The following is a 24,057-nucleotide window of genomic DNA, read 5'->3' on the forward strand; positions in this document are numbered from 1 at the left end:
CGGCCGGTGAGGCCTTCCTTCAAAGTTTCTCCGTGGCTGTTTTGCCGTAAATAACTATAGCCCAGATTTACGGGTGCGCCTAATCGGGGGTGCCCGGCGTAAAGTTACTAGACCGGTCTATATGACGTTCGTCACATCAGGGTATGTTTGGTGCTGGAAGTTCCCCGAAATCTAGCTGAACCTCCGGCGCCGCTGGATATAGGTATTACCTTATGTGCCGTGGTCCACGGCACACCGACAACTAGCATCAAAACCACACCACTGGCCCAACGAAGGGAAGAGTCATGGGCGATGACGCGCGTCAGCTAGTTCTCAATGAGAGCGGCGACAACGCTGCTCCTAGCCATTTGGACAGCAACACACCGGGGGCCTCTGAGGATGCCCCCACCACCCACCAGGCTCTCCTTGCGTGGGTTCAGCAAGTGGCCGAGCTGACGCAGCCTGATCGCGTTTATTGGGTGGATGGTTCCGAGGCGGAGAACAAGCGCCTCACCGATGAGCTGGTGGATGCAGGAACCCTGGTCCGGCTCAACCCGGAGAAGTTCCCTAATTCCTTTGCCGCTTTTTCGGATCCGAAGGACGTGGCACGCGTCGAGGAGCAGACATTCATCTGCTCCGAGAAGAAGGAAGACGCCGGCTTCACGAATAACTGGATGGACCCGTCCGAAATGCGGGCCAAGCTCAACGGGCTTTTCTCCGGTTCCATGCGCGGCCGCACCATGTACGTCATTCCCTTCGTCATGGGTCACCTTGAAGCCGAGGATCCCAAGTTCGGCGTCGAAATCACTGACAGCGCCTACGTGGTTGCCTCGATGCGGATCATGGCCCGCATTGGCACCGACGTGCTGCGGAAGATGGAAGAGCTGGACGCGTTTTTCGTGCCGGCCCTGCACTCCGTCGGAGCACCGCTGGCCGAGGGCGAGCAGGACGTCGCCTGGCCCTGCAGCGATGACAAGTGGATTGTGCACTTCCCCGAAGACCGCTCCATCTGGTCCTACGGCTCCGGCTACGGCGGCAACGCCCTCCTGGGCAAGAAGTGCTACGCCCTGCGCATCGCCTCCATCATGGCGCGCGACGAAGGGTGGCTTGCCGAGCACATGCTCATCCTGAAGCTCACCAGCCCGGCAAAGAAGGACTACTTCGTGGCGGCGGCTTTCCCGTCCGCCTGCGGCAAGACGAACCTTGCCCTGCTGGATCCCACGATTGAGGGCTGGAAGGTCGAGACCCTCGGTGACGACATCACCTGGATGCGCTTCGGCCACAACGGCGAACTGCGCGCCACCAACCCGGAAGCCGGCCTGTTCGGTGTCGCACCGGGCACCGGATGGAGCACCAACCCCAACGCCATGCGGGCGATCGCCAAGGGCAACTCCATCTTCACCAATGTGGCCCTGACCGACGACGGCGGTGTCTGGTGGGAAGGCATGACCGACGATGCTCCGGCGCACCTGACGGACTGGCTCGGCAACGAGTGGACGCCGGAAGCCGGCCGTCCCGCAGCCCATCCGAATTCCCGTTTCTGCACGCCGATCGACCAGATCGACATGCTGGCCGAGGAATACCACTCTCCCGACGGCGTTCCGGTGTCGGCCATCCTCTTCGGCGGACGCCGCAAGACCACGGTTCCCCTGGTGACGCAGTCCCGCGACTGGACCAACGGTATCTTCATGGGTTCCACACTGTCCTCCGAAACCACGGCTGCCGCCGCCGGTCAGGTGGGCGTAGTGCGCCGCGATCCGATGGCCATGCTGCCGTTCATGGGCTACGACGCCGGTGATTACCTGCGGCACTGGATCACGCTCAGCGGCAAGGCCAACCAGGAGACGCTGCCCAAGATCTTCCTGGTGAACTGGTTCCGCCGCACGGCCGACGGCGGATTCGCCTGGCCCGGGTTCGGTGACAACTCGCGCGTGCTGAAGTGGGTCATCGAGCGGATCGAAGGAACCGCCGACGCAGTGGAAACCCCGATCGGCTTCGTGCCCACCGGAGAGTCCCTGGACCTCACCGGCATGGACATGACCGCGGCCGACGTCGAGGCTGCCGTGCATGTTGACCCGGAGGAATGGAAGAAGGAGCTGGCGGGCATCGAAGAATGGTACGCCCGCTTCGGTGAATCCCTTCCCGAGGACCTCGTTGCCGAGCTGCAGACGCTCAAGGAGCGCTTCGCGGCCGCCTAATCCGGCAGGCAGACAAAAGGCCGGCGGTACTGCGCAGATGCGCGGTACCGCCGGCCTTTTGCATGGGCGGGGGAGCGGGAAGCCTTTAGGCCTCGCTGGACTCTTCCGTGCCCCAGACCAGCCGGTCGCCGGACTCCCACTGCGGTTCATTGAAGGTCCACTCGCCGTCGGTCTCGGAGTAGGTCTGGATCGCGGAGATGCAGACCCCCTCGGAGTGCTCGGCCACCACATGGATGGCGTCGGTGGATTCATCCGGCAGGTGGATGTCGGAGAACACGGCTGCAGCCCGGTTGTCGCCCTTCTGCTCCGTGAGGACCTGGTAGATGTCATCGATCATGGCATCGGCGTCGAGGTCCTCGTCGCTTTCCTCCGGAGCAACGGCAATCATCCGCAGCTCGCCGTCGTTCTGGACCACCAGGGCGGCGGGCAGGAAGGCGCCCTGTGCCTCCAGCTGCTCCTGGGCAACGCCCAGAGCGGTGCCCAGCAGCGAATTCAGGTCCTCCTGGACCTCGGCGGAGGGCTCGGAGCCGTTCAGTTCAACATCAGCCATTGGTTTTAGTTCCTAACTAGTTCAAGTACGCGGTCGCGGACCCGCACCATGGTGGGAAGGTCTTCGGCCTCGGCGTTCAGCCGGAGGAAGGGTTCGGTGTTCGACGCGCGGAGGTTAAACCACCACTGTCCGTCATCGGCGGTGAAAGTCAATCCATCGAGCGTATCCACGGTGACGCCGTCGCGGTCAAATTCTGCCCGGACGCGGGCCACGGCCGCGGGAACGTCGGAGAGCTCGGAATTGATCTCGCCGGAGGCAAAGTAGGGCTCGTACTCACGGGCCAGGTCAGAGAGCGGCAGCGTCTGCTCACCCAGTGCTGCAAGCACATGCATGGCCGCGAGCATGCCGGTGTCGGCGTTGTAGAAGTCGCGGAAGTAGTAGTGGGCGGAGTGCTCACCGCCAAAGACGGCGCCTTCCTCGGCCATCAAAGCCTTGATGAAGGAGTGGCCCACGCGCGTGCGGACGGCGCGGCCGCCGTCGGCCTCCACCAGTTCGGGAACGGCGCGGGAGGTGATGAGGTTGTGGATGATGACCGGCGTCGTTTCTCCGGCGGCCTTGGCGCGTGCGATTTCGCGGCGGGCCACCAGCGCGGTGATGGCCGAGGGGCTGACCGGGTCGCCCTTCTCGTCGATCACGAAGCAGCGGTCGGCGTCGCCGTCGAAGGCCAGACCCAGGTCCGCGCCATGCTCAACGACGGCAGCCTGCAGGTCCACCAGGTTCGCCGGCTCCAGCGGGTTGGCCGGATGATTCGGGAAGGAACCGTCCAGCTCGAAATAGAGGTCCACGATTTCCAGCGGAAGCCCGGCCAGCAGTGTGTCACCCAGAACGGCCGGTGTGGTGAGGCCGGCCATGCCGTTCCCGGCATCCACGACCACTTTCAGGGGCCGGATGGCGGTCAGATCCACCAGGGAGCGCAGATATTCGGAATAATCGCGCAGGATGTCGCGGACACTGATTTGGCCCGGCTTTGCGACGGCGGGGATGCTGCCCCCGTTCAGATACTGCTCAGCCTTGGCCTGGATCTCGTAGAGGCCCGTCTCGGAGGAGATGGGAACAGCTCCGGCCTTGGCCATCTTGATGCCGTTGTACTGCGCCGGGTTGTGGCTGGCGGTGAACGTGGCACCGGCCGCGTTGAGGGCGCCGCAGGCGTAGTAGAGCTCATCGGTGGAGATGAGGTCCAGCAGGAGGACGTGGGCGCCGCGCATGGTGGCGCCGGCAGCGAAGTCCTTGATGAACTCAGGAGAGGAGGGGCGCATATCCCCGCCCACCAGAACGGTCTGACCGGCAAGATCAAGCACGTCCACAAATGCGGCACCTACGGCTTTGACGATCTGCGGGGTGATGGTCTCGCCTACGACGCCGCGGACGTCGTAGGCCTTAAAGGACGCGGAAAGATCGAATGCACTAGTCACCCGGACAGTCTATAGGCCCGACCCGCAGGTGCGGTTTCTTGGAGGTGCCTCTGTCCATAACCGTTCCTGTCCACAGGGGTTCTCCGGGCTGGAGGAAACAGTCAGCGCCAACTGGGATAGTGGAAGGTATGGATATCCGGCAAGGCACCACCCATCAGGAAACCGCACAGCAGGAAACCGCACATCAGGACTCGAACTCCGGTTATGGCGTTGCGCCTGATGCACAGGGTGATACGGCCGGCGCAGGGTCCCCGGAGGCAAGCGCCGGTCTGCGGGCTGAAGCCGTGGGCTTGCTCCGCGCCCTGGTGGGAAATGACTCAGCTGACTTCCATGAGGGACAGTATGAAGCCATCGAAGCGCTGGTTTCCGGCGGCCGCCGCGCCCTCGTGGTTCAGCGCACCGGCTGGGGGAAGTCGGCCGTCTACTTCGTTGCGAGCCTGCTGCTGCGTGCCCGCGGTGCCGGTCCCACACTGATCGTCTCGCCGCTGCTGGCGCTGATGCGGGACCAGGTTGCTGCCGCTGCCCGGGCCGGAGTGCGTGCTGTGGCGATCAACTCGGCCAACCAGCTGGAGTGGCGGGAGATTTCCGCCAAACTTCAGGGCGATGAAGTAGACGTCCTCCTTGTTTCGCCCGAACGCCTGAACAACCCTGGGTTCCGCGAAACCCATCTGCAGGAACTGATTCGCCGCTCCGGGCTGCTGGTGATCGATGAAGCGCACTGCATCTCTGACTGGGGCCATGACTTCCGTCCGGACTATCGGCGCATCCGCAGCCTGATCGAGCAGCTGCCCGCCTCGGTTCCGGTGCTGGCCACCACCGCCACCGCCAACTCCCGGGTTGTGAAGGACATCGAGGAACAGCTGGCCTCCGGCGGTGAAGACGTTTTCACTATCCGCGGTGCACTGGCCCGGCAGTCCCTCCGTCTGGGGGTGCTGCGGCTGCCCACTGCCAAGGCGCGGCTGGGGTGGCTCCTGACCCACCTCGACGAGCTGCCCGGGTCCGGCATTATCTATGCGCTCACGGTCTCCGCGGCGGAGGACACCGCCCGGCTGCTGCAAAAAGCCGGGCATCCCGTCCTGGCTTACACCGGACGCACCGATCCGGCGGACCGGGAGCAGGCCGAGGCCGCGCTGAAGAACAACGAGGTCAAGGCACTGGTGGCCACGAGTGCCCTGGGCATGGGATTCGATAAGCCGGACCTGGGGTTTGTGGTTCACCTCGGCGCTCCGTCCTCGCCGGTGGCCTATTACCAGCAGGTGGGACGTGCCGGCCGCGGCACTCCGAGCGCCGACGTGCTGCTGCTTCCGGGTGCCGAGGACAAAGACATCTGGGAGTACTTCGCCACTTCATCCATGCCGGCGGAAGGCCCGGCCAATGCGGTGCTGGCGGAGCTCGCATCCGGGGCCGTGATGTCCACCGGAGCGCTGGAAACACGGGTGAACCTGAAGCGCTCGCCGCTGGAACTGCTGCTGAAGGTCCTGGCGGTGGACGGAGCGGTGGAACGTGTCTCCGGCGGCTGGCGGGGCACCGGGGAACCGTGGAGCTATGACCGGGAGCGGTATGAGCGGATTTCCGCAGCCCGCGTCCGGGAACAGCAGGCGATGCTGGACTATGAAAGCACCGCCGGCTGCCGCATGGAGTTTCTGTCCGTCCAGCTCGATGATCCCGCAGCCGCTCCGTGCGGCCGGTGTGACAACTGCGCCGGACGCTGGTTCTCCTCAGAGGTGGCGGCGGAAGCCACCGACAGTGCGGGGCAGGCACTGAGCCGGGTGGGCGTGGACGTGGATCCGCGCGGTATGTATCCCTCGGGCATGGACCGGCTGGGCGTCCCGGTGAAGGGAAAGATCAAGCCCGATCTGGCACTGTCCACCGGCCGGGCGTTGGCCCGCCTGACCGATCTTGGCTGGGGCGGTCGGCTGCGGGAGATTTTCGGCCCGGAAACAGCGGACACCACCGTGGATGATGCCCTTTTGAAGGGCTGCGTGCAGGTGCTGGCGCAGTGGGGCTGGGAACAGCGGCCGGTAGCCGTGGTCAGCATTCCGTCCCGCTCCCGGCCGCAACTGGTCGGATCCCTGGCACACGGCATCTCAAGCCTGGGACGGATCCCGTACCTGGGTGCCCTGCAGCTGCCGCATGGCGGCCCCACAGGAGGGTCCGGCGGAAACAGCGCCTTTCGCCTGGCGTCCGTCTGGGATCAGTTTGCGGTTCCTGAAGAGGGAGCAGCCTGGTTTGCGGCCAACCCCGGTCCGGTTTTGCTGGTGGATGACTTCGCTGACAGCCGATGGACGCTGACCGAAGCCGGTCGGGTGCTCAGGCAGGCCGGCGCGGCTTCCGTGCTGCCTTTTGTCCTGGCGTTGAAGGCATAGCGAACAACTCGTACACGGCAGGATCGGGTGCGATGCGGGCGATTTGCGGTGCCGGAGTCCGCGCCTGCCGCGCTGCAGGAAGCCGGGGTGCAGGAGGAACCTGGAGGGTAGCCGTTTTCTTCGGCGCCCTCCCCGGTGCTTTCTTAAGGGTCTCCTTCGGCCCTTTGGCCGCGGGCGGTGCTTCGGCCATGGGCGGTGCCGCGGGCTCCGGCGCCGGAGTCGGAGCCATGGCCCGCCTGGGAAGGGCAGGGGTAACGGAACTGGACGGCGTAGCCGGACCGGAAGAGGCAACAGGGCGGGGTGGTTCTGCCGCAGGGCGGCGGAGCCAGCGCTCGGCGGATGAGACATGGACGGTCATGAGGGAGCGGGCGAGCTCGGCATCGCCCACGGTCAGGGCTTCGAGGATGGCCGCATGTTCCCCTAGGACAGCCTCTGCCGCTCCGGCCTCGGTAATCCGCTGCCAGGTCCGCAGCCGCAAAGCGCTGCCGGTCAGCGAGTCCAGCAGCCCGGCCAGATAGGGATTGCCGGAGGCACGTGCAATGAGGGAGTGGAAGGTGAAGTCGTGGGACGCCAGATCGGCGGCTGACGCCTCCGGCGGAACGGACTCCAGACACTTGTGCAGTGCCGCCACGGAACGGGAATCGATACGTCCGGCAGCGTGGGCGGCAGCTCCGGGTTCAAGGATGCGCCTCACCTCCAGCAGCTCAGCGGCAGAACTCTCCTGATGGATTTCCACCATGAAGCCCATGGTTTCCGTCAGGAGTCCGGGTTCCAAACTCGTCACGTATGTGCCGTCCCCGCGCCGCACATCCAGCACACGGATCAATTCCAGCGCCTTTACGGCTTCACGAAGCGAACTGCGTGACAGGCCGAGCTGATCGCTCAGCTCGTTCTCCGGCGGAAGCCGGTCACCAGCCTTGAGCTGCCCACTGATGAGCATCTCCTTGATCTTGGTAATCGCTTCATCGGTAACAGCCACTCGACTATCTTAAGGGGCTGCTGCGCGGCAGCCTGCCCGTCGGAGATGAGCGAACCGGACCTTGACGGCGCCGCCTGCTTGTACCCTCGGCGGAGGGCAGGGCGGGAAACCTCAGTTGCCGGTGAAAACGGCCGGACGGCGTTCAGCGAAGGCAGTTGCCGCTTCATTGAAGTCGCGGCTGGCCAGGAACGCCGAATTCCATACCTGAACGTAGTCGAGCCCGGACTGGACGGACGCTTCACGGCCGTGGTTCATCACCTGCTTCACGCCCTGCACCACCAGCGGAGGATTCGCGGCAACCAGGGCGGCCAGTTCACGTCCGCGGCCGACGACGTCGTCCGCCAGTTCCGTGACCAGGCCCAGACGGTGGGCGCGGCCGGCGTCGAAATCTTCACCGGTGAGGGCGAGGTGGCGGGTCGGTCCTTCGCCGATGATGCCCGGAAGCCGCTGGAGGGATCCAAGGTCCGCAACAATGGCAACCTTCACCTCCCGGACGCTGAACTTGGCGGCCGGGGACGCAATACGGATGTCGGTGGCGGAAATGACATCAATCGCACCGCCGATGCACCAGCCGTCCACGGCTGAGATGACAGGCTTCGCGCAGCGGGCCAGGGAATTAACCGACTCCTGCAGGTCCCTGATGCTGCGCCGGAAGCCTTCCCGCCGGCGAGCGTCCATCCCGTCGGCGGAGAGCAGGGGAGCAAAGACCGGAGCCATGGCCGGCAGATCCAGCCCGTAGCTGAAGTTTCCGCCGGAGCCGTACAGCAACACGGAGCGCACGCTCTCGTCAGCGCTCAAGGCATCAAAGACTTCGGGGAGTTCCCGCCAAAAATCAGGGCCCATCGCGTTTCCCTTGGACGGACCGATGAGCTCTACTTCGGCTACTCCGTCAGCAATGCTCACGCTCAGCGAACGCAGGGAAGTGGTCAGGCTCATGGCATCTCCAATGATCAGCGGGCAGGGCTGCACGTCAATATACCGGGAGGAAGGTGCCTGCACCGCGGGCAAAGCTAGGATCGGTATATGGAGTTCCTGGTGATTGTTCTTTTTGTCGTAGCCATTGTTGCGGTCAACTTCGTGATCAGCCGCGCCCAGCGGCGGAAGAAGCAGGCCGACAGCGAATCTGGGGCGGGTGGAGAAAGCCGGCAATCATCGGGAGCCAAGCCGCAGCGGGCGACGGGGAACGGCGCGTCAGCAGCAAAGGCCGGGGGCAGGACCACCTCTAAGCGGCCGGCCAAGGCTGCTCCGGGGACGCCGCGGACGTCCGTTGAAGCTGCACGGGAGGCCAATGCGCGCCTGGACGCGACTGCGCACCAGCAGGTGTATGCAGCGATTGCCCAGGGGCATCCCATTAAAGCCGTGCAGCTCTACGCGAAGTTCACCGGCGTCGGCGTTCGCGCGGCAGGCGCCGCGGTGGAGAACCTCGCAATGCATCCGCAGCCCTTTGTGCCCCAGCAGCCGCAGCGTCCTGCCTCGGACGCTCCCGCCGGTGCTGCAGACAACGCGCCGGTCTCTCCGAAAACCGGGGACGCCGCGGGTTCATCGGTCTCCGGCCGGACGGCAAAAGATCAGAATGCGGCCCCGGAGGACACGAATCCGTTGGGTACGGCCCCGGAGGGACCGGCCGCTTCCACGGACAAGTCCCGCCAGGGTCCGGCAGCCAAACCAGCCACCACACCTGAAGAAGACGAAATCAGCAAGTGGGTCAAGAATCTTCGCCCGGAGGACTTTTAGCCGGCCTCCGGGGTATCTTTGCCAAACCGCCGGTTACGCCGGGTGCAGCTGCCGGGAACGTTGGTTGCGGCCGTCCGCCCCGTAGGGATAGTTGCCAACGGCCGGCCGGCTCAGATCGGCAAGCTGTTTTTCCTCGGCTGCAGTGAGCGCGAGGTTAGCAGCACCCAGATTGTCAGTGAGCTGCTCCACCGTGCGGGCGCCGAGGATCACCGAGGAGACACCGGGCTGGGCTGCAAGCCATGCCAGGGCTACTTGGGCAGAGCTGGCGTGATGCGCATCAGCGATGGCCCTCAAGGCGTCAATGATCTGCCAGGTGTGTTCGTTGTTGCTGCGCAAATCCCAGCCTTGGAACTGCCGGGCGGGATTGTCTCCCACCCGTGTTTTGCCCGCCGGAACTGATTCCCTGCGGTACTTGCCCGTGAGCCATCCGCCCGCAAGGGGTGACCAGGGCAGCAGGCCCAGTCCGGCGTCGAGCGCTGCCGGCACTACTTCGGACTCAATTTCGCGTTCCAGCAGGTTGTACTGCGGCTGCACGGTCACCGGCTCATTCCAGCCGTGCATCCGGGCGGTGTACACGGCTTTGGTCAGCTGCCAGCCGGTGAAGTTGGAGAGACCGTAGTAGCTGATCTTTCCGGCAGTGACGGCGTCCTGAAGGAAGCCAAGGGTCTCTTCCAAAGGGGTGAGGGGATCCCATGAGTGCAGCTGGTACAGGTCAATGTGGTCCACGCCCAGCCGTTTCAGCGACGCGTCCAGTGCCTGGCGCAGATGCCTGCGCGAAGTACCCAGATCATTCGGACCGGAGCCCATGGGGAACCTGCCCTTGGTGGCCAGCACCAGGTTCCTCGCCGCTTCCGGACGGGCCTGCAGCCAGTGGCCAATAATTTCCTCCGAGGCCCCGTCGGTGTAAACATCCGCGGTATCGATGAAGTTGCCGCCGGCTTCGACGTAGGTATTCAAGAGCGCGTGGGAGACGTGCTGATCCGATTCGTTGCCGAACGTCATGGTGCCGAGGGCGTAGGCGCTAACAACTGTGCCGCTGCGGCCAAGGAGACGCATTTCCATGGAGGGTCCTTTGCTCGATTCCGTCGGACTGACAGCATATGCGTGGTAGGGCTGTGCTTGTCTTCCCCTATCCCTGCGCAATGATGCCGCGCCGCGTGTACTCGGCGATTTCTGCCTCCGAAAAACCGTGGTCGGCGAGCACCGCATGGCTGTGCTCGCCCAGGACCGGCGGAGCGGAGTGCAGCCACGGCGCGTCGCCGGTGTCGGCAGGACGGTCCAGTACCAACATGTCACCCAACGTGGAGTGGTGCACCGAGCCGGTCAGCTCCAGTTCCCGGGCGAGGGGATGGTTGAAGACACCGTCCATGGCCAAGACGGGTCCGCAGGGGATTCCCGCGCGGTTGATGATGCTGATCCAGTCCGCAGAGTTCTTCCCGGCGAGCTGTTCTTCCATGAGTTTGCGCAGCTGAACCCGGTTGTCCAGCCGCACCTCGTTTGTACTGAACCTTGCATCCCGCAGAAGATCATCCAGCCCCAGCACAGCCGCGAGTTTTTCCCACATTTGCTGGTTCCCGGAGGCAATGGTGACGTGCCCGTCCCTGGTCCGAAACGTGCCCTGGGGGAAGATCAGCGGGTGATCGTTGCCCTCCATGGTTGGCACAATGCCCAGGCTCAGGTATTTCTGTGCCTGGTAGGTCATCATGAACGTCATGGTCTGCATCAGGGATGTGGACACCTGGCCGCCGACGCCGGTATGTGCCTTCTCGAAGAGCTTGGCAAGTATCGCAAAGCCGGCGACCAGGCCGGTGCTCGAATCGGCAACAGGGATACCCGCGCGCAGTGGTCCGGTCTCCGCCGTTCCCGTCACGCTCATGAAGCCGCTCATGCCCTGGGCATTCTGATCGAATCCTGCCATGGTCGAACCGGCAGTGCCGCTGCCGAAGCCGCTAATGGAACAATGAACCAGCCCGGGATTCCGCGGTGCCAGGTCGCCGTAGGACAAGCCCATGCGGGACACCGTTCCGGGTTTGAAGTTCTCGATCAGAACATCGCACCCGGCAGCGATCCGCTGGACGGCAGACAAGCCCTCGGCCGATCGAAGATCCACGGCGAGGGAACGCTTGTTGCGGTTTGCCGACATGAAATACACGCTCTCACCACCATCCATGAACGGCCCGGACTGCCGCGACGGGTCGCCGCCGGGCAGGGGTTCAACCTTGATCACGTCAGCACCCTGGTCCGCTAGCATCATGCTGGCCGTTGGACCGGCGATGTAGCGGGACAAATCAAGCACGACGACGCCCTCCAGCGGCCTCATCGGGTGGGTTCCCCTTCCGCGACCCCGCCGGCGAACACCGGCCTGCGTTTTTCCAGGAAAGCCGAGACTCCCTCCCGCAGGTCCGCTCCGTCGTAGGCGCGCAGGGAAAGTTCCTGCACACGGTCGGCGGCGGCATCGTTGAGCGTGCCGGCCAGATCGGTGATGACCTTTGCGGCAGTCATTACGGTGGCAGACGATGCCCTGACCGCGGCAGCCAGCGTGGAAACCCTGGCGTTCAGTTCCGCAGCCGGCACAACTTCATCCACCAGCCCCATCCCCAGCGCCTGCTCTGCATCCACGAGTTCGCCGCTGAACAGCAGCCGTTTCAGGCCATTGACACCGATATGGCGGACCAGCAACCGCGATTCCGTCAGCCCCAGGATGACGCCCAGGCGGCCCACCGGAATGCCGATGGAAAGGCCATCGGCTGCTATCCGCAAATCACATGCGGCAGCCAACTCACATCCTCCGCCCACCGTGAAGCCTTGCAGCATCGCGATGGTGGGGATCTCAATCTCGGCCACCCGCCGCAGCGTTCGGGACAGCTGGGCGTTGTAGACGGCGGCTGAGGATGCAGTGAAACGGAGTTCGGGGAACTCGCTGATGTCAGCGCCGGCCGCAAACGCTTCCGTCCCCGCGCCCCGCAGCACAATGACCCGCACCGAGGCATCGGAGGAAAGGCCCCTGAAAACGGCTTCCAGGTCCTTCCACATCTTCAGCGAAAGCGCGTTGCGGGCGGAGGTGTTGGCAATCGCGACTACCGCTACACCGTTCTCCACCGAACACAGAACATCCGGCAACCGGTCGTCAAAGTTGTCGAACGAGGATACAAATTTTTCGATCAAGGGATGTCCTGACTTTGAATCCAAAACGGGAAGTGTGCTGGCGGATGCAGATCCGGGAAAAGTATTAACTCCATCCGGGGACAATGAAGATCAGCCACGTTGCCACGGGGGCAATCAACACCATGGAAAAACCCCAGACCATGAGCTGGCGGAACACTTTATCCCGCTGGTCTTCGGGGGAGTTGGCCACCACCAGGGCGCCGGAGGTGGAAAATGGACTCGAATCAACAACCGAGGAGGATATTGACAGCGCAATAATCATTCCAATGGCGCCTACTTCACCCGTCATGAGGAAGGGAACGGCCAATGGAATGAGAGCCCCCAGAATGCCTGTGGTGGAGGCAAAGGCGGAGACGATGGCTCCGATAAAACAGATCAAAATGGCTGCAAACAATGGTGCGCCAATGTTTGCCACACCATTTCCGAGCCAGTCAATCGTCCCGATGCGCTCCATGAGGGACACATAGGTGACGATGCCGCACAGAAGCAGGACGGTGGGCCAGGCGATGGCACTGACTGCGCCTTTATTGCTCTCAGGCGACAACAGGGACAGGATGACGGCGATGGAGACGGCCGTGAAGCCGACGTCGAATCCGAACCCCAGTACCGCTACGGCGAGCACGAGGATTCCCACCAGTGTAAAGACCTTGTGCCGGTCCAGGCTGCTCTCCGTCGGAATGGGCTCGCCGGTGGACGGCGTCATGGTTTGAACGGTGGTATTGGCAGCCCTGCTGGTCCTGGATCCGCTTCCGCCACTCTGGGGTTCGGCTCCGTCGTCAGGCGAGGTGCGCCGGCTCGTGCTTCGGATGACACCGTCGCCGATATCGCGCTGGCCTATGAAGCTGCGTCCGCCAAACATGAAGAAGACGACGATACCCAGGCCGATGTTGAATAGCAGCGAGGACAGGAAGAGCAGGCCGGGGCTGCCGGGCAGATCGCTTCTCACCACCACGCCGTTGACGATGCTGCCGAACACGCTGATGGGGGAGAACCCGCCGGCGCTGGCCCCGTTGATGACCATCAGGCCCATCAGGACGGGACGGATTTTATAACGGACGGCAAATCCCATGGCGACCGGCGCAATAATTGCCACTGCGGCCGGGACAACTGCGCCCACCGAAGTGATGACGGCAGTAATGGCAAACATCACCCATGGAATGAGCGCAATTCTGCCGCCGACCATCCTCACGGATTTCACGACAACCCAGTCAATGGTTCCGTTTGCCTTCGCCAACGCAAAGAGATAGGTGACGCCTACGAGGATGACGAAGAGGTCTGCGGGAAATCCCAACAGGACTGTATCCACGTCTTCGCCAATAACCATGGTTCCCATAATGAAAGCTGCGACCAGCGCCAGCGCACCCATATGAACGGGGCGAACGGTTGCGATCAGAAATAGTGCGGCTAGTACCAGGATCGATAGAAGTTCAATAGACATTTACACTTCTCCCACGTCGTTGAGGGTCGCCATGATCCGTATGCCGCGACAGGTCGCACAGCCCTGGGAGCCGCGATCTTTGATGTCCGGAAGGAACACGCCGTTGGGGGAGAGTATGGAGAGGCGGACAGCGTCGCGTCAAGGACCCGCAAATAGGCTGCCTGGTCCATTCTGCGGCGCGCCAACGCATCGGAATCAGGGTTAAAGACGATGCTGGACGGGGTTGGACCCCACTGCTAACGTTCACCCATGCGATAAAAAAATTCCATTCAGAAGCTTGGCCGAGGGCGCAGTGAAGCGCCATCTTGGAGGACGGCAGCATGGAAACTTCTCGACCCAGGGCCACAAGCGGCCGCCACTATTTGCAGATTCCCGGACCAACAAACTGTCCCGATGAAGTGTTGAGGGCCATTGCAGCGCCCACCATCGATCACCGCGGCCCGGACTTTCAGGAGCTCGGGCGGCATATTCTCTCGGCCATCGGCCCGGTGTTCGGAACAACGCAGCCGGTCGTTATTTATCCGGCCTCGGGGACAGGAGCCTGGGAAGCAGCACTCGTCAATACCCTCAGCCCGGGAGACCGCGTCCTGTGTTTCGAGACCGGCCATTTTTCGGCACTGTGGAAGAAAATGGCGGAGGAGCTGGGCCTGGTTGTTGAACTGGTTCCCGGGGACTGGCGGCACGGCATAGATCCCGCGGTTGTTGAAGAAAGACTGTCCGCGGACCGGGAACATGAGATCCAGGCCGTCTGCTGTGTGCACAACGAAACCTCCACCGGCGTGACCAGCCGGATTGCCGAGGTGCGGGCGGCAATGGACGCAGCATCGCATCCGGCTTTGCTGCTGGTGGACACCATTTCCTCCCTGGGGGCGATCGACTATCGGCACGATGAGTGGGGTGTGGACGTCACCATCTCCGGGTCGCAAAAAGGGTTGATGCTTCCCCCGGGGCTGAGCTTCAATGCGGTCAGTGCCAAGGCACTCAGAGCCAGGGAAACGGCAGGATTGCCCAAGTCCTTCTGGGACTGGCTGCCCATCCTTGCGGCAAACGAAAACGGGTTTTGGCCGTACACGCCCTCCACGAATCTCCTCTACGGGCTCAAAGTTGCGCTGCGCATGCTTGATGACGAGGGTCTGGAGAATGTGTTTACCCGGCATCAGCGGCATGCCCGGGCAACGCGGGCCGCGGTGGAAGCCTGGGGGCTGGAAGTGCTGTGCCAGGACCCGCGCGAATACTCCGGATCTCTGACCGCGGTCCTGGTCCCGGACGGCTTCAATGCCGATGATCTCCGTGCCACTATCCTGGACCGCTTTGATATGTCCCTCGGAGCGGGACTGTCCAAGCTGAGCGGCAAGGTATTCCGGATCGGGCATCTTGGCGCCTTCGAGGACCTGACACTGATCGGCACGCTGGGAGGAGTGCAGATGGGCCTGAACCTCAGCGGAATACCCATCAAGCAGGACGGATTGGAAGCAGCCATGGCTGTCCTGGAACAGGGTTAATAAAGACAGCGCAAGGTCCGGGACACCGGTACAGGCGGCAACGAAGCCGCGGAAGCGAGGCATGTCAGTATGACCACCACTGAAATTTCGGCTGTGGACGCGGCGCTGCCCGCCGGGTTCGCCGAAGAACTCACGCAGGCGCTGACCGGAGAGGTGGCCTTCGACGATTACAGCCGGCACATGTTTTCGCGGGACGCCAGCATGTACACCATGCGCCCGGTGGCCGTTGTTTATCCGGTGGACGGGCGCGATGTTGCCGAAACCGTCAGGATTGCCGCGGCCTACGGCATCCAGGTGACTGCACGGGGGGCGGGAACAAGCCTGGCGGGGCAGACGGTGGGAGCCGGCATCATTGTGGACCATTCACGCCATATGAACCGGATCCTCAGTATTGATCCTGTTGCCCGGACGGCCCGGGTGGAAGTGGGGGTGGTCCAAGATGATTTGAACCGTGCCGCTGCGCCGTACGGGCTGATGTTCGGGCCGGATACTTCAACCAGCAACCGGGCAACCATTGGCGGGATGCTTGGCAACAACTCAGCCGGTTCCGGCTCGCTGCGCTACGGCATGACGATTGACCACATTCGAAGCATGGACGTGGTGCTCGCGGACGGGACCACTGCCAGGCTGGAACCCGTTGACGGAGAAGAGCGGATCCGTCGGGCAGCAGCGCAGACAAGGGAAGGCGAAATCTACCGCCGGCTGCCCGAGATCCTGGAAGAGAATGCCGAGGCCATTGCCTCCGGCTTCCCGCCTTTCTGGCGCCGGGCCAGCGGATACCGGCTCGACCGCCTGTCCCTGGACGATTTCAACCTGGCCAAATTTGTTGTGGGCTCGGAAGGAACCCTCGTCATTGCAACGCAGGTAGAAGTGGATCTGGTGCCCAAGCCCCGCCACACCGTCTATGCGGTGGGGCACTTCGCCACCACACAGGAAGCCATCGAAGCCACCGCCGACTCGCTGAGCTGCGAACCCGCGCAGGTGGAACTGATGGACAAGACGATTCTTGATCTGTCCCGCCAAAAGATCGAGTACTCGAACCTGGGCCGAACGCTGAAGGGGGACCCTGCCGCGCTTCTTTTCGTTTCTTTCACCGGAGACGACAAGGAAGAGATAACCGGACGGCTGGAAGCGCTGATTTCGCTGTGGGAAAGGAACGGCCGGGGTTATGCAACGCTGAAACTTGTCACTGCGGCGGAACAGGCTGATCTGCTCAAGGTGCGCAAGTCGAGTCTCGGCCTGCTGATGGCCGCCAGCGAAGGGTCCAACCGTCCGCTGGCCTTCGTCGAGGACACCGCCGTGCCGCCCGAGCGCTTGGCGGAGTACACCGCGAGGTTCGCCCAAATCCTGGACCAGCATCAGATGAGGGCCGGATTCTACGGTCACTGCTCTGTGGGATGCCTGCACATCCGGCCCTTTGTCGATCTTGCCAAACCCGACGAAGTCCTGCGCATGAGGGCAGTTGCCGTCGAGGTCAAGAACCTCGTGAAAGAGTTTGGCGGAGTGAACTCCAGCGAGCACGGCGACGGCCTTGCCCGCAGTGAATTCAACCGGGAAATTTTCGGCGACCGGCTCTACGAGGCTATGCGGGAAGTGAAGCGGGTCTTTGATCCAGGGAACATCATGAACCCCGGGAAGATTGTTGACGCCCCAAGCATGACGGACAATCTGCGCGATGCGATGTTGCCGGCTGCCGTCGGTTTCCGGACCCGTTTGGACTTCGAAGTGGTTGGAGGCATGCGGGGCGCCGCCGACCGCTGCATGAACATCGGTCTGTGCCGCAAGAGCACCACCGGGGCCATGTGTCCCTCATATATTGCAACCAAGGAAGAAGAGCATTCCACCAGGGGCCGGGCCAATGCCCTCGTCAAGGCACTCTCGGAGCCGGATCCCAAGGCAGCCCTTGGCGACGAGCGGCTGCACGAGGTCCTGGACCTGTGCCTGATGTGCAAGGCCTGCAAAGCTGAATGCCCGCTGGGCGTGGACATGGCCAAGCTCAAAAGCGAAACCCTCTCCCATTACCATGAGCTCCACGGGGTTCCGCTGCGGACGCGGATCTTTGGAGCCATCCGCACCCTGAACAAGCTCGGCTCGGCGTTTGCGCCTGTTTCCAACCTTCCCGGACGTATTCCGCTGCTGCGCGCAGTCATGGAACGCACCGTGGGGATAGCCGCCGCCCGGCCGCTGCCGCACTACCGGTTCATGAACCTCATCCGCTGGTACCGGCGAACCGGACGGCTTGCCGAGCCCGGCAGCCAGGGCACGATCAGCTTCCTGGCGGACTCCTTCACGACCTATTCGGAACCGCACATTGGGCAGGCAGCGGTCAGGCTGCTGCAGGCTACCGGCTGGAACGTGGAATTGGCCAGCACGGGTTGCTGCGGCAGGTCGGCGCTGTCCAAGGGGCTCGTCGACGAAGCCAAGGCCAAAGCGGCCGCGATGGCAAGGGACCTGAACAGCCCCGGGTCTCAGGAATCCCCAATCGTCGGATGCGAGCCTTCATGCCTCTTCACGCTCAGGGATGAGCACGTCACGATGCTGCCGCAGGATGCCAACGTCCAGGCGGTGGCCAAGAGGGTGAGGCAGATCGAGGAGCTGCTGACCGAAGCCATCGATGACGGGCGCCTGGTACTGGCCGAAGACTCCTGGCTCGCCGGGCGGACCATCCTCTACCAGGGGCACTGCCACCAAAAAGCGGAAGTGGGCACAGCCGCCACCATGGCCATGCTGCGGCGCATTCCCGGAGTTACAGTGACGGATTTGGACGCAGGTTGCTGCGGCATGGCCGGTTCCTTCGGCTACGAGTCCGAACACTATGCTGTATCCCTCAAGGTCGGCGAGGACCGGCTGTTCCCGGCAATTAGGGAAGCGGGAGAGGACACGGTGGTTGCGGCAACCGGAACGTCCTGCCGCGAGCAGATTTTTCACGGCACCCAGCGCTCAGCCTGGCACCCGCTGGAGCTTCTTCAGGAGGCATTGTCGAGCAGCACCGGGGAGGGCCGCAGTGCGGATCATTCGGTACGTTGAAGGGAACGGACAGCCGCAGTCCGGAGTCCTCGCGGACGGATCGGTGTACGAGCTGGTTGGCGGGTGGGAAAATCCTTCTGCCGGGCGAAGAAGAGCGGCGGAAGCGGACATTCAGTTACTGAACCCGTGCACCCCCGGCATCATCATCTGCGCCGGGGGAAACTACCGCAGCCAGCTGGCCGAACTCGGTAAGCCGGTGCCGGATGAGCCGCCCATCTTCCTGAAGGGGATCAACACGCTTGCCGGTCCCGGGGACGCCATATTGCATCCCAGGGAGCTGGACCGGCTGGAATATGAAGGCGAACTCGCCGTCGTCCTGGGCCGCACGGCCCGGAACGTGCGGGCGGCCGACTACCGGGACTATGTCCTCGGGTATACCTGCGCCAATGATGTCACCGCCAGCAACTGGCGGGCAGACGGGCAGTGGACCCGTGCCAAGAGCCTCGACACTTTCTGTCCCATGGGTCCCTGGATCGAAACCGGGATCTCCGGCGAGTCACTGCGGCTGCAGACACGCCTCAACTCTGAAACCGTTCAGGACTGCCAAACCTCCGACATGGTGTTTGGCGTGGGCGAACTCCTCGAATGGATTACCCGGTGGATTACCCTGCAGCCCGGGGACGTCTTGTTGACGGCAAGCCCCGCCGGAGTGGGACAGATGAAGCCCGGAGACACCGTGGAGGTTGAAGTTGCCGGAATAGGCGTGCTGACCAATTCGGTGGCCTGGCGGACCTAGAAAACAAAAAAACCCCCGGTTTCCCGGGGGTTTTAGCGCGGAGACGGGGAGATTTGAACTCCCGGTGGGCTTTAGGCCCACACTTCATTAGCAGTGAAGCCCATTCGGCCGCTCTGGCACGTCTCCAAATACCCTCTGGTAGCTTCCGCTGCCAGCCTGACAAGACTACCCATAAGGGGCCGGTAAGAGCAAAACGTCCCGGCCCGCAGAGCCCCGCGCCGCCGGTTGGTTAGGCCGTGCCGTCCCGGTGCAGGCGGTCCGTCAGGGCTTCCCACAGGAACTCATAGGACATGGCGTGCATGCGCGCCGCCTGGCGGTTGTCGGATGCACCGGCGTGGCCGCCTTCCAGCGCCTCGTGGAACCAGACCTGCTCCACACCCATCGCCTTCATGCGGGCTGCCATTTTCCGCGCCTGCACCGGGCCTACCCGGTCATCGCTGGTGGCCGTCCAGATCAGCGTGGGCGGATAATCGGCGTCGTCCTTGAGCAGGTGATAGGGCGAAAAAGTCTTAACAAACTCCCACTGCTTCGGATCATCCGGATCGCCGTACTCGGCAATCCAGGAGTACCCGGCGGACAGCTTGGTGTAGCGGCGCATATCCAGCAGCGGTACCCCGCAGGAAACAGCCCCGAAGAGGTGCGGATACGTGGTGAGCATGTTGCCGACCAGGAGCCCGCCGTTGCTGCGTCCGGTGCAGCCCAGGCGTGCCCGGGAGCTCACGCCGCGGTCGATCAGGTCCTGCGCCACCGCCGCGAAATCCTCGTAGGCCCGGTGCCGGTGTTCCTGCAGCGCCGCGCGGTGCCATTCGGGGCCGTATTCGCCGCCGCCGCGGATGTTCGCCAGCACGTACACGCCCGCACGCTTTATCCCTGATTCATCGGTGAAGCTGCGTTCCAGCCAGCCGCGGCCCACCATTGCGCTATAGGCGGGGGTGAGAGCCTGTTCGAAGCCGCCGTAACCGTTGAGCAGCGTGGGATTGCCGCCGTCGAGCACCAGGTCCTTGGGCCCCACCTGAAAGTAGGGCACCCGGGTTCCGTCAGCGGAGACGGCAAAGTGCTGTTCAACGGTGCAGGAGGAGGCGTCAAAGAACGACGGCGATTCCTTCACCACCGCTGCCCCGCCGCCTTCAGCCTGGCCGAGGGTTCCGCGTGAGAGCGTGGACGGGGTGAGGAAACCGGTGCTGATCAGCCAGTAGTCATTGCCGGCTTCCTCGTCCTCGTCATCCACGGCATAGGCATCAACACTGTGCAGCGGCGGGCAGGCGTCCAGGGCCGACGCCGTCCAGCCGTTGGCCGGATCCAACACCGAGATCTGCGAAGAAACATCATGCAGCAGGTTCAGCAGCAGGTAGTCCCGGGTCCAGCTCCAGGACTGCAGCGACGTGGCCGGGTCCGGAGTGAACAGCGTGAGAAGATCCCGGCTGCCCGCCAGGAAGGCGTCGAGATCGGCCGCCAGCAGGGACCCGGCAGCGTGGACTGTTTCGCCCAGCTGCCAGTCCGTGCGGGGACGCAGCACCAGCCACTGCCGGTGCACGTCCACGTTCACGTCCAGCGGCACGTCCAGACGGACCCACTGGTCATCGCGGCGCAGGAAGGTGGAGCTGTTGTAAAAGTCCACGATGTCCACCGCCAGGTCCCGCTCAAAACCGGGCGTCTGGTCGTGCGCCACCACCGCCATCATGTGGTCTTCAGGCACCTCGAAATAGGGAACGGCATCGGCGAGCTCCATCCCGCGCCGCAGAATCCGGCTGGTCCGCGGATAGGAGGAGCTGGTCATGGACCCGGGGCCAAAGTCGGTGCCGACGTAGAGCTCGTCCGGCCCGGCCCAGCTGATGCGGTTTTTCGCCGCAGGAATGTCAAAGCCCCCGGGAACAAAGGCGCGGTCGACGACGTCGAACTCCCGGTAGCGGGCGGCGTCACCGCCGTCGGGGGAGAGAGCCACCAGCGCCCGGCGGTACGGGCCGCCGTCAGTGGGGCGCAGGAACGCCGAACCGCCCCAGACCCACTCCATGTTCTCGGCGAGGCTGAGCTCGTCCACGTCCAGCAGGATTTCCCACTCAGGATTGTCGGTGCAGTAGTTTTCCCACGTGGTGCGGCGCCACAAACCCTTGGGATGCTCGGCGTCGCGCCAGAAGTTGTAGTAATGCCCGCCCCGCTTGGTTGCCATCGGTATCCGGTCGGTGGAGTCCAGGACTTCCAGCAGACGCTTCTCGGTGTCCTCGAAGCCCGTTTCGGAGAGCAGGTCCTCGGTGACCTTGTTCTCCGAGCGCACCCAGTCCAGTTGCTTGTCGCCGTAGATGTCCTCCAGCCACAGAAACTCATCATCAGCGAAGGGACCGGGCAGGTCAGGAGTCGAGGAAGTCATGTGCCCATCCTAGGGGCGGATGCCACAGGCACGCGGCTAGCCTTCGGGTCGGAGGTTCTCCCTGAGCGCTTCACCTGAGGCGTGCCCGCAACCTCTAACGGGCGCCCCGGACATGGACCAGCGCTTCGCGGGCGAAGCCGGTCCAGCTGGCCCGGGTCGCATCAAGGGTGGCTTCGGCCGGAATCACAACCCACTCCCGCATGGTGCGTTTGCCCATGGTGACCGGCGTGGCTGCGCCGGTTGAGACGAGGCTTGCGGCCCGGTCACGGGGAAGCTTCACGATGAGGGTGTCATCGTGCCCAAGGAAAGCAACAATTGTTCCGTCGAAGCGCAGGCCCGGACTGCGGAACATGGTCCCAACCGTTATCGGGCCATCCGGCTGCAGGGCGGCGGCTACATCGCGCAACAAATCGAGTGCAGTTTCGGAAGGAACCATGACGCTGCGCTTCCCTAGGAGAGATGAGCCGGACCAGTGGTGTCTTGATTACGATAGGCGATGGCCGCCTCAGATCAAGGGGGCGGACAGCCATTTGTCCGCCCCGCCGAAAAGGTGAACCTACCGGTTAGATACTCTTGAAGCATGATCAATACCACGCAGAGCTTCCAACTGGCCGTGATCGGAGCGGGCCCGCGGGGGATCTCTGTTGTGGAACGTACGCTGGCCCGGTATTTGGCGCTGCCGGAACCGAGCCGGCCTGCCCTGAAAATCCGGGTCATCGATCCGTTCAATCCCGGTCCGGGCCATGTCTGGCGCACCGGCCAGTCCCGGCTGTTCCTGATGAACACGCCCTGCCTCTTTCCCACCGTGGTTCCGGCCGGCGCCACCGCCGATGAGCTGGCGGCATCGCCGTCGGGCCTGTCCTTCGACCAGTGGCGGATACTGATGACGGATCCGGGCGCCGGCACGGAGCTGCCTGCTGCCGACCGGGACGAACTGGCACAGCTGACACCCGGTGCTTTTCCCAGCCGCGCAGTGTACGGCCGGTACCTCGAATGGACCTTCGCCCGGTTGCAGGAAGCGGCGCTCGCAGCCGGCGTGGAACTGGACCACGTCCGCTCCGAAGTCCTCAGCCTCACGAGGCCGGAAACCGGTGCGGGCTGGGTGCTTGAAGTGGCAGGCGAAGACAAGCTGGACGCAGACGCCGTCGTGCTCGCCCTCGGCCACCTTCCGGCAGCCCTGAGCGCGGATCAGGATCGGCTGCGTGATGCCGCGGACCGCCACAAGCTGCGCTACCTGCCGCCCGCAGTTCCTTCCGACGTGGATTTCAGTGTGTTTCCCGCCGGCGAGCCCGTACTTGTCCGCGGACTCGGACTGAACTTCTTCGACATCATGATTCAGGTGACCACCGGCCGCGGCGGACGCTTCCTGCCCAGCGGACTGCCTGCGGGCCGGGCGCTTCGCTATGAGCCCAGCGGTCGTGAACCGGTCCTGGTGGCAGCCTCGCGGCGGGGAACCCCGTACCGGGCTAAGGCGCGGCTGGACTCTTACGTGCCGCGCAGCGTTCGCCTGCGCTACTTCACTGAAGAAGCCGCAGCAGCCTTCAGGCAGCAGGGAATCCTGCCCGGCTTCGACCATGATCTCTGGCCGCTGCTGCACCGCGACGCCGTTTGGGCCTACTACTCCACACTTGCCCGGGTGGCGGCGGACGAGCTGCTCGAACCCGCAGAGCTGTTCCTCGAAGAGCTCCGCGCGGCCCTCGACCTTCCCGGCCCCGAATGGGATTCGGTCAAAGAAAAAGTTCTGGACCGCTTCGTGCCGGCGGACCGGCGCACCAACCTGGAAGCTTTGGCCCAGCCGCTGGGCAGACGCCCCTACCGCGGCGCGCATGATCTGGACAACGCCGTCCTGGCCTATTTGGAGGACGACGCCGCCGGTTCCGCAGCAGGGGAGGACGATCCCCTGAAAATGGCGATTGGCGCCCTGAACGCCGGACGCACGCTGCTGAAATCCATAGTGGCCGACGGCGGACTTGCCGACGCCTCCTGGCTTTCCGAACTGCGCGGCTGGTTTGAGCCGCTGGTGGAAGGGCTCGCGAGCGGACCTCCACCCGAGCGGATCGAACAGCTGGCCGCTCTGGTGCGGGCCGGCGTCGTGCACTTCGTGGGTCCGGACCCGCGCTTTGACATCGACGAAGCGCGCGGTGTGTTCACCGGTTCCTCGCCCTGGTCCGGCACGGAATACGCCGCCCGGACGCTGGTGGAAGCGATGATGCCGCCCAACCGTGTGGACCGGAACATCTCCCCGCTGCTCGGCGGGATGCTGCGCGACGGACTGGTGCGGCCCAAGGTCATGATGGCGGCGGACGGAACGGCTGTGATCACCCCCGGCCTGGATGTCACCCTGCCGCCGTACCGGCCGGTGGGGATCAGCGGTGAGCCGCAGGAGAACCTGTATGTACTGGGGCTCCAGCTTTCATCGGTGCAGTGGGGTACCGCAATCGCGGCTGAAGCGGGTTCCCCGGCCGGCGCAGGCGCCCGAACACTGCGGGATGCGGACGATATTGCCTCGGCCCTCCTGAGCTCAGCGGCCGGCCGCGGACAAACCGGCGGGGCAAGCAAGTACGAGCGGGCGAACGCCGGTAGTTCGAGCTGACCCGTTCCTTGCC

At 63.9% G+C, this 24,057-nt stretch carries 17 protein-coding genes and 1 tRNA gene; 7 read left to right on the forward strand and 11 right to left on the reverse strand.

The genetic code is table 11. The annotated features are described in order from the left end of the window. The first annotated feature begins 284 nt into the window (after positions 1 to 284). Positions 285 to 2,177, forward strand: coding sequence for a phosphoenolpyruvate carboxykinase (GTP) (locus tag CXR03_RS16610; protein ID WP_104104850.1), 1,893 nt, complete (start codon positions 285 to 287; stop codon positions 2,175 to 2,177). Between the two features lie 85 nt (positions 2,178 to 2,262). Here the strand turns inward: CXR03_RS16610 and CXR03_RS16615 are convergent, their stop codons facing one another. After that, positions 2,263 to 2,727, reverse strand: coding sequence for a hypothetical protein (locus tag CXR03_RS16615; protein ID WP_104055846.1), 465 nt, complete (start codon positions 2,725 to 2,727; stop codon positions 2,263 to 2,265). 5 nt (positions 2,728 to 2,732) lie between these two features. Continuing rightward, complete coding sequence (locus CXR03_RS16620) at positions 2,733 to 4,139, reverse strand: phosphomannomutase/phosphoglucomutase (protein WP_104104851.1); 1,407 nt, start codon at positions 4,137 to 4,139, stop codon at positions 2,733 to 2,735. A gap of 128 nt (positions 4,140 to 4,267) precedes the next feature. On the opposite strand from CXR03_RS16620, the gene CXR03_RS16625 reads away from it, so the two are divergent. Beyond that, positions 4,268 to 6,505 carry a RecQ family ATP-dependent DNA helicase gene (locus tag CXR03_RS16625; RefSeq protein ID WP_104104852.1) on the forward strand — a complete coding sequence of 746 codons (2,238 nt, stop codon included), beginning with the start codon at positions 4,268 to 4,270 and terminating at the stop codon, positions 6,503 to 6,505. Here the strand turns inward: CXR03_RS16625 and CXR03_RS18805 are convergent. Both CXR03_RS18805 and CXR03_RS16635 read right to left on the reverse strand, forming a co-directional pair. Further along, positions 6,450 to 7,484, reverse strand: a complete 1,035-nt coding sequence (locus CXR03_RS18805) for a FadR/GntR family transcriptional regulator (RefSeq protein ID WP_104104853.1) — start codon at positions 7,482 to 7,484, stop codon at positions 6,450 to 6,452. The two genes, CXR03_RS16625 and CXR03_RS18805, sit on opposite strands and share 56 nt — an antisense overlap. A 111-nt stretch (positions 7,485 to 7,595) precedes the next feature. Next, complete coding sequence (locus CXR03_RS16635; RefSeq protein WP_104104910.1) at positions 7,596 to 8,420, reverse strand: crotonase/enoyl-CoA hydratase family protein; 825 nt, start codon at positions 8,418 to 8,420, stop codon at positions 7,596 to 7,598. A gap of 87 nt (positions 8,421 to 8,507) precedes the next feature. Between CXR03_RS16635 and CXR03_RS16640 the strand changes: the two genes are divergently transcribed. Beyond that, positions 8,508 to 9,218, forward strand: coding sequence for a hypothetical protein (locus CXR03_RS16640; protein WP_104104854.1), 711 nt, complete (start codon positions 8,508 to 8,510; stop codon positions 9,216 to 9,218). Between the two features lie 33 nt (positions 9,219 to 9,251). Here the strand turns inward: CXR03_RS16640 and CXR03_RS16645 are convergent, their stop codons facing one another. From CXR03_RS16645 to CXR03_RS16660, 4 genes are all read right to left on the reverse strand, one after another. After that, positions 9,252 to 10,280 carry an aldo/keto reductase gene (locus tag CXR03_RS16645; RefSeq protein WP_104104855.1) on the reverse strand — a complete coding sequence of 343 codons (1,029 nt, stop codon included), beginning with the start codon at positions 10,278 to 10,280 and terminating at the stop codon, positions 9,252 to 9,254. A gap of 67 nt (positions 10,281 to 10,347) precedes the next feature. Next, positions 10,348 to 11,538: a CaiB/BaiF CoA-transferase family protein gene (locus CXR03_RS16650; RefSeq protein WP_104104856.1), complete on the reverse strand. Its 1,191-nt coding sequence runs from the start codon at positions 11,536 to 11,538 to the stop codon at positions 10,348 to 10,350. Further along, a complete protein-coding gene (locus CXR03_RS16655; protein WP_181034663.1) occupies positions 11,535 to 12,383 on the reverse strand; it encodes an enoyl-CoA hydratase/isomerase family protein in 849 nt (282 codons plus the stop codon). Before CXR03_RS16655 ends, CXR03_RS16650 begins: the two co-directional genes overlap by 4 nt. A 64-nt stretch (positions 12,384 to 12,447) precedes the next feature. After that, entirely contained in the window at positions 12,448 to 13,821 is a 1,374-nt protein-coding gene (locus tag CXR03_RS16660; protein ID WP_104104858.1) for an SLC13 family permease, read from the reverse strand. Between the two features lie 320 nt (positions 13,822 to 14,141). Between CXR03_RS16660 and CXR03_RS16665 the strand changes: the two genes are divergently transcribed. From CXR03_RS16665 to CXR03_RS16675, 3 genes are all read left to right on the forward strand, one after another. Then, complete coding sequence (locus CXR03_RS16665) at positions 14,142 to 15,323, forward strand: alanine--glyoxylate aminotransferase family protein (protein ID WP_104104859.1); 1,182 nt, start codon at positions 14,142 to 14,144, stop codon at positions 15,321 to 15,323. A 69-nt stretch (positions 15,324 to 15,392) separates the two neighbouring features. Next, a complete protein-coding gene (locus CXR03_RS16670; protein ID WP_104104860.1) occupies positions 15,393 to 18,350 on the forward strand; it encodes an FAD-binding and (Fe-S)-binding domain-containing protein in 2,958 nt (985 codons plus the stop codon). Next, on the forward strand, positions 18,328 to 19,086 hold the full coding sequence (locus CXR03_RS16675) for a fumarylacetoacetate hydrolase family protein (protein ID WP_104104861.1): 759 nt from the start codon (positions 18,328 to 18,330) through the stop codon (positions 19,084 to 19,086). The genes CXR03_RS16670 and CXR03_RS16675 overlap by 23 nt, the downstream gene beginning before the upstream one ends. Before the next feature lie 38 nt (positions 19,087 to 19,124). On the opposite strand, the gene CXR03_RS16680 is transcribed toward CXR03_RS16675, so the two are convergent. The 3 genes from CXR03_RS16680 to CXR03_RS16690 all read right to left on the reverse strand — a co-directional run bounded on the left by CXR03_RS16680 (position 19,125) and on the right by CXR03_RS16690 (position 21,887). Next, positions 19,125 to 19,212 (reverse strand) — tRNA-Ser (locus CXR03_RS16680). A 103-nt stretch (positions 19,213 to 19,315) separates the two neighbouring features. Next, positions 19,316 to 21,451: a prolyl oligopeptidase family protein gene (locus CXR03_RS16685; protein ID WP_104104862.1), complete on the reverse strand. Its 2,136-nt coding sequence runs from the start codon at positions 21,449 to 21,451 to the stop codon at positions 19,316 to 19,318. Between the two features lie 94 nt (positions 21,452 to 21,545). Next, a complete protein-coding gene (locus CXR03_RS16690) occupies positions 21,546 to 21,887 on the reverse strand; it encodes a TfoX/Sxy family protein (RefSeq protein ID WP_104104863.1) in 342 nt (113 codons plus the stop codon). A gap of 144 nt (positions 21,888 to 22,031) precedes the next feature. Between CXR03_RS16690 and CXR03_RS16695 the strand changes: the two genes are divergently transcribed. Further along, on the forward strand, positions 22,032 to 24,044 hold the full coding sequence (locus CXR03_RS16695) for an FAD/NAD(P)-binding domain-containing protein (protein WP_258073722.1): 2,013 nt from the start codon (positions 22,032 to 22,034) through the stop codon (positions 24,042 to 24,044). The last annotated feature ends 13 nt before the right edge of the window (positions 24,045 to 24,057 follow it).

The sequence above is a fragment of the Arthrobacter sp. 08Y14 genome (genome assembly GCF_002929455.1).
In the GTDB taxonomy this organism is placed as follows: domain Bacteria; phylum Actinomycetota; class Actinomycetes; order Actinomycetales; family Micrococcaceae; genus Arthrobacter_B; species Arthrobacter_B sunyaminii.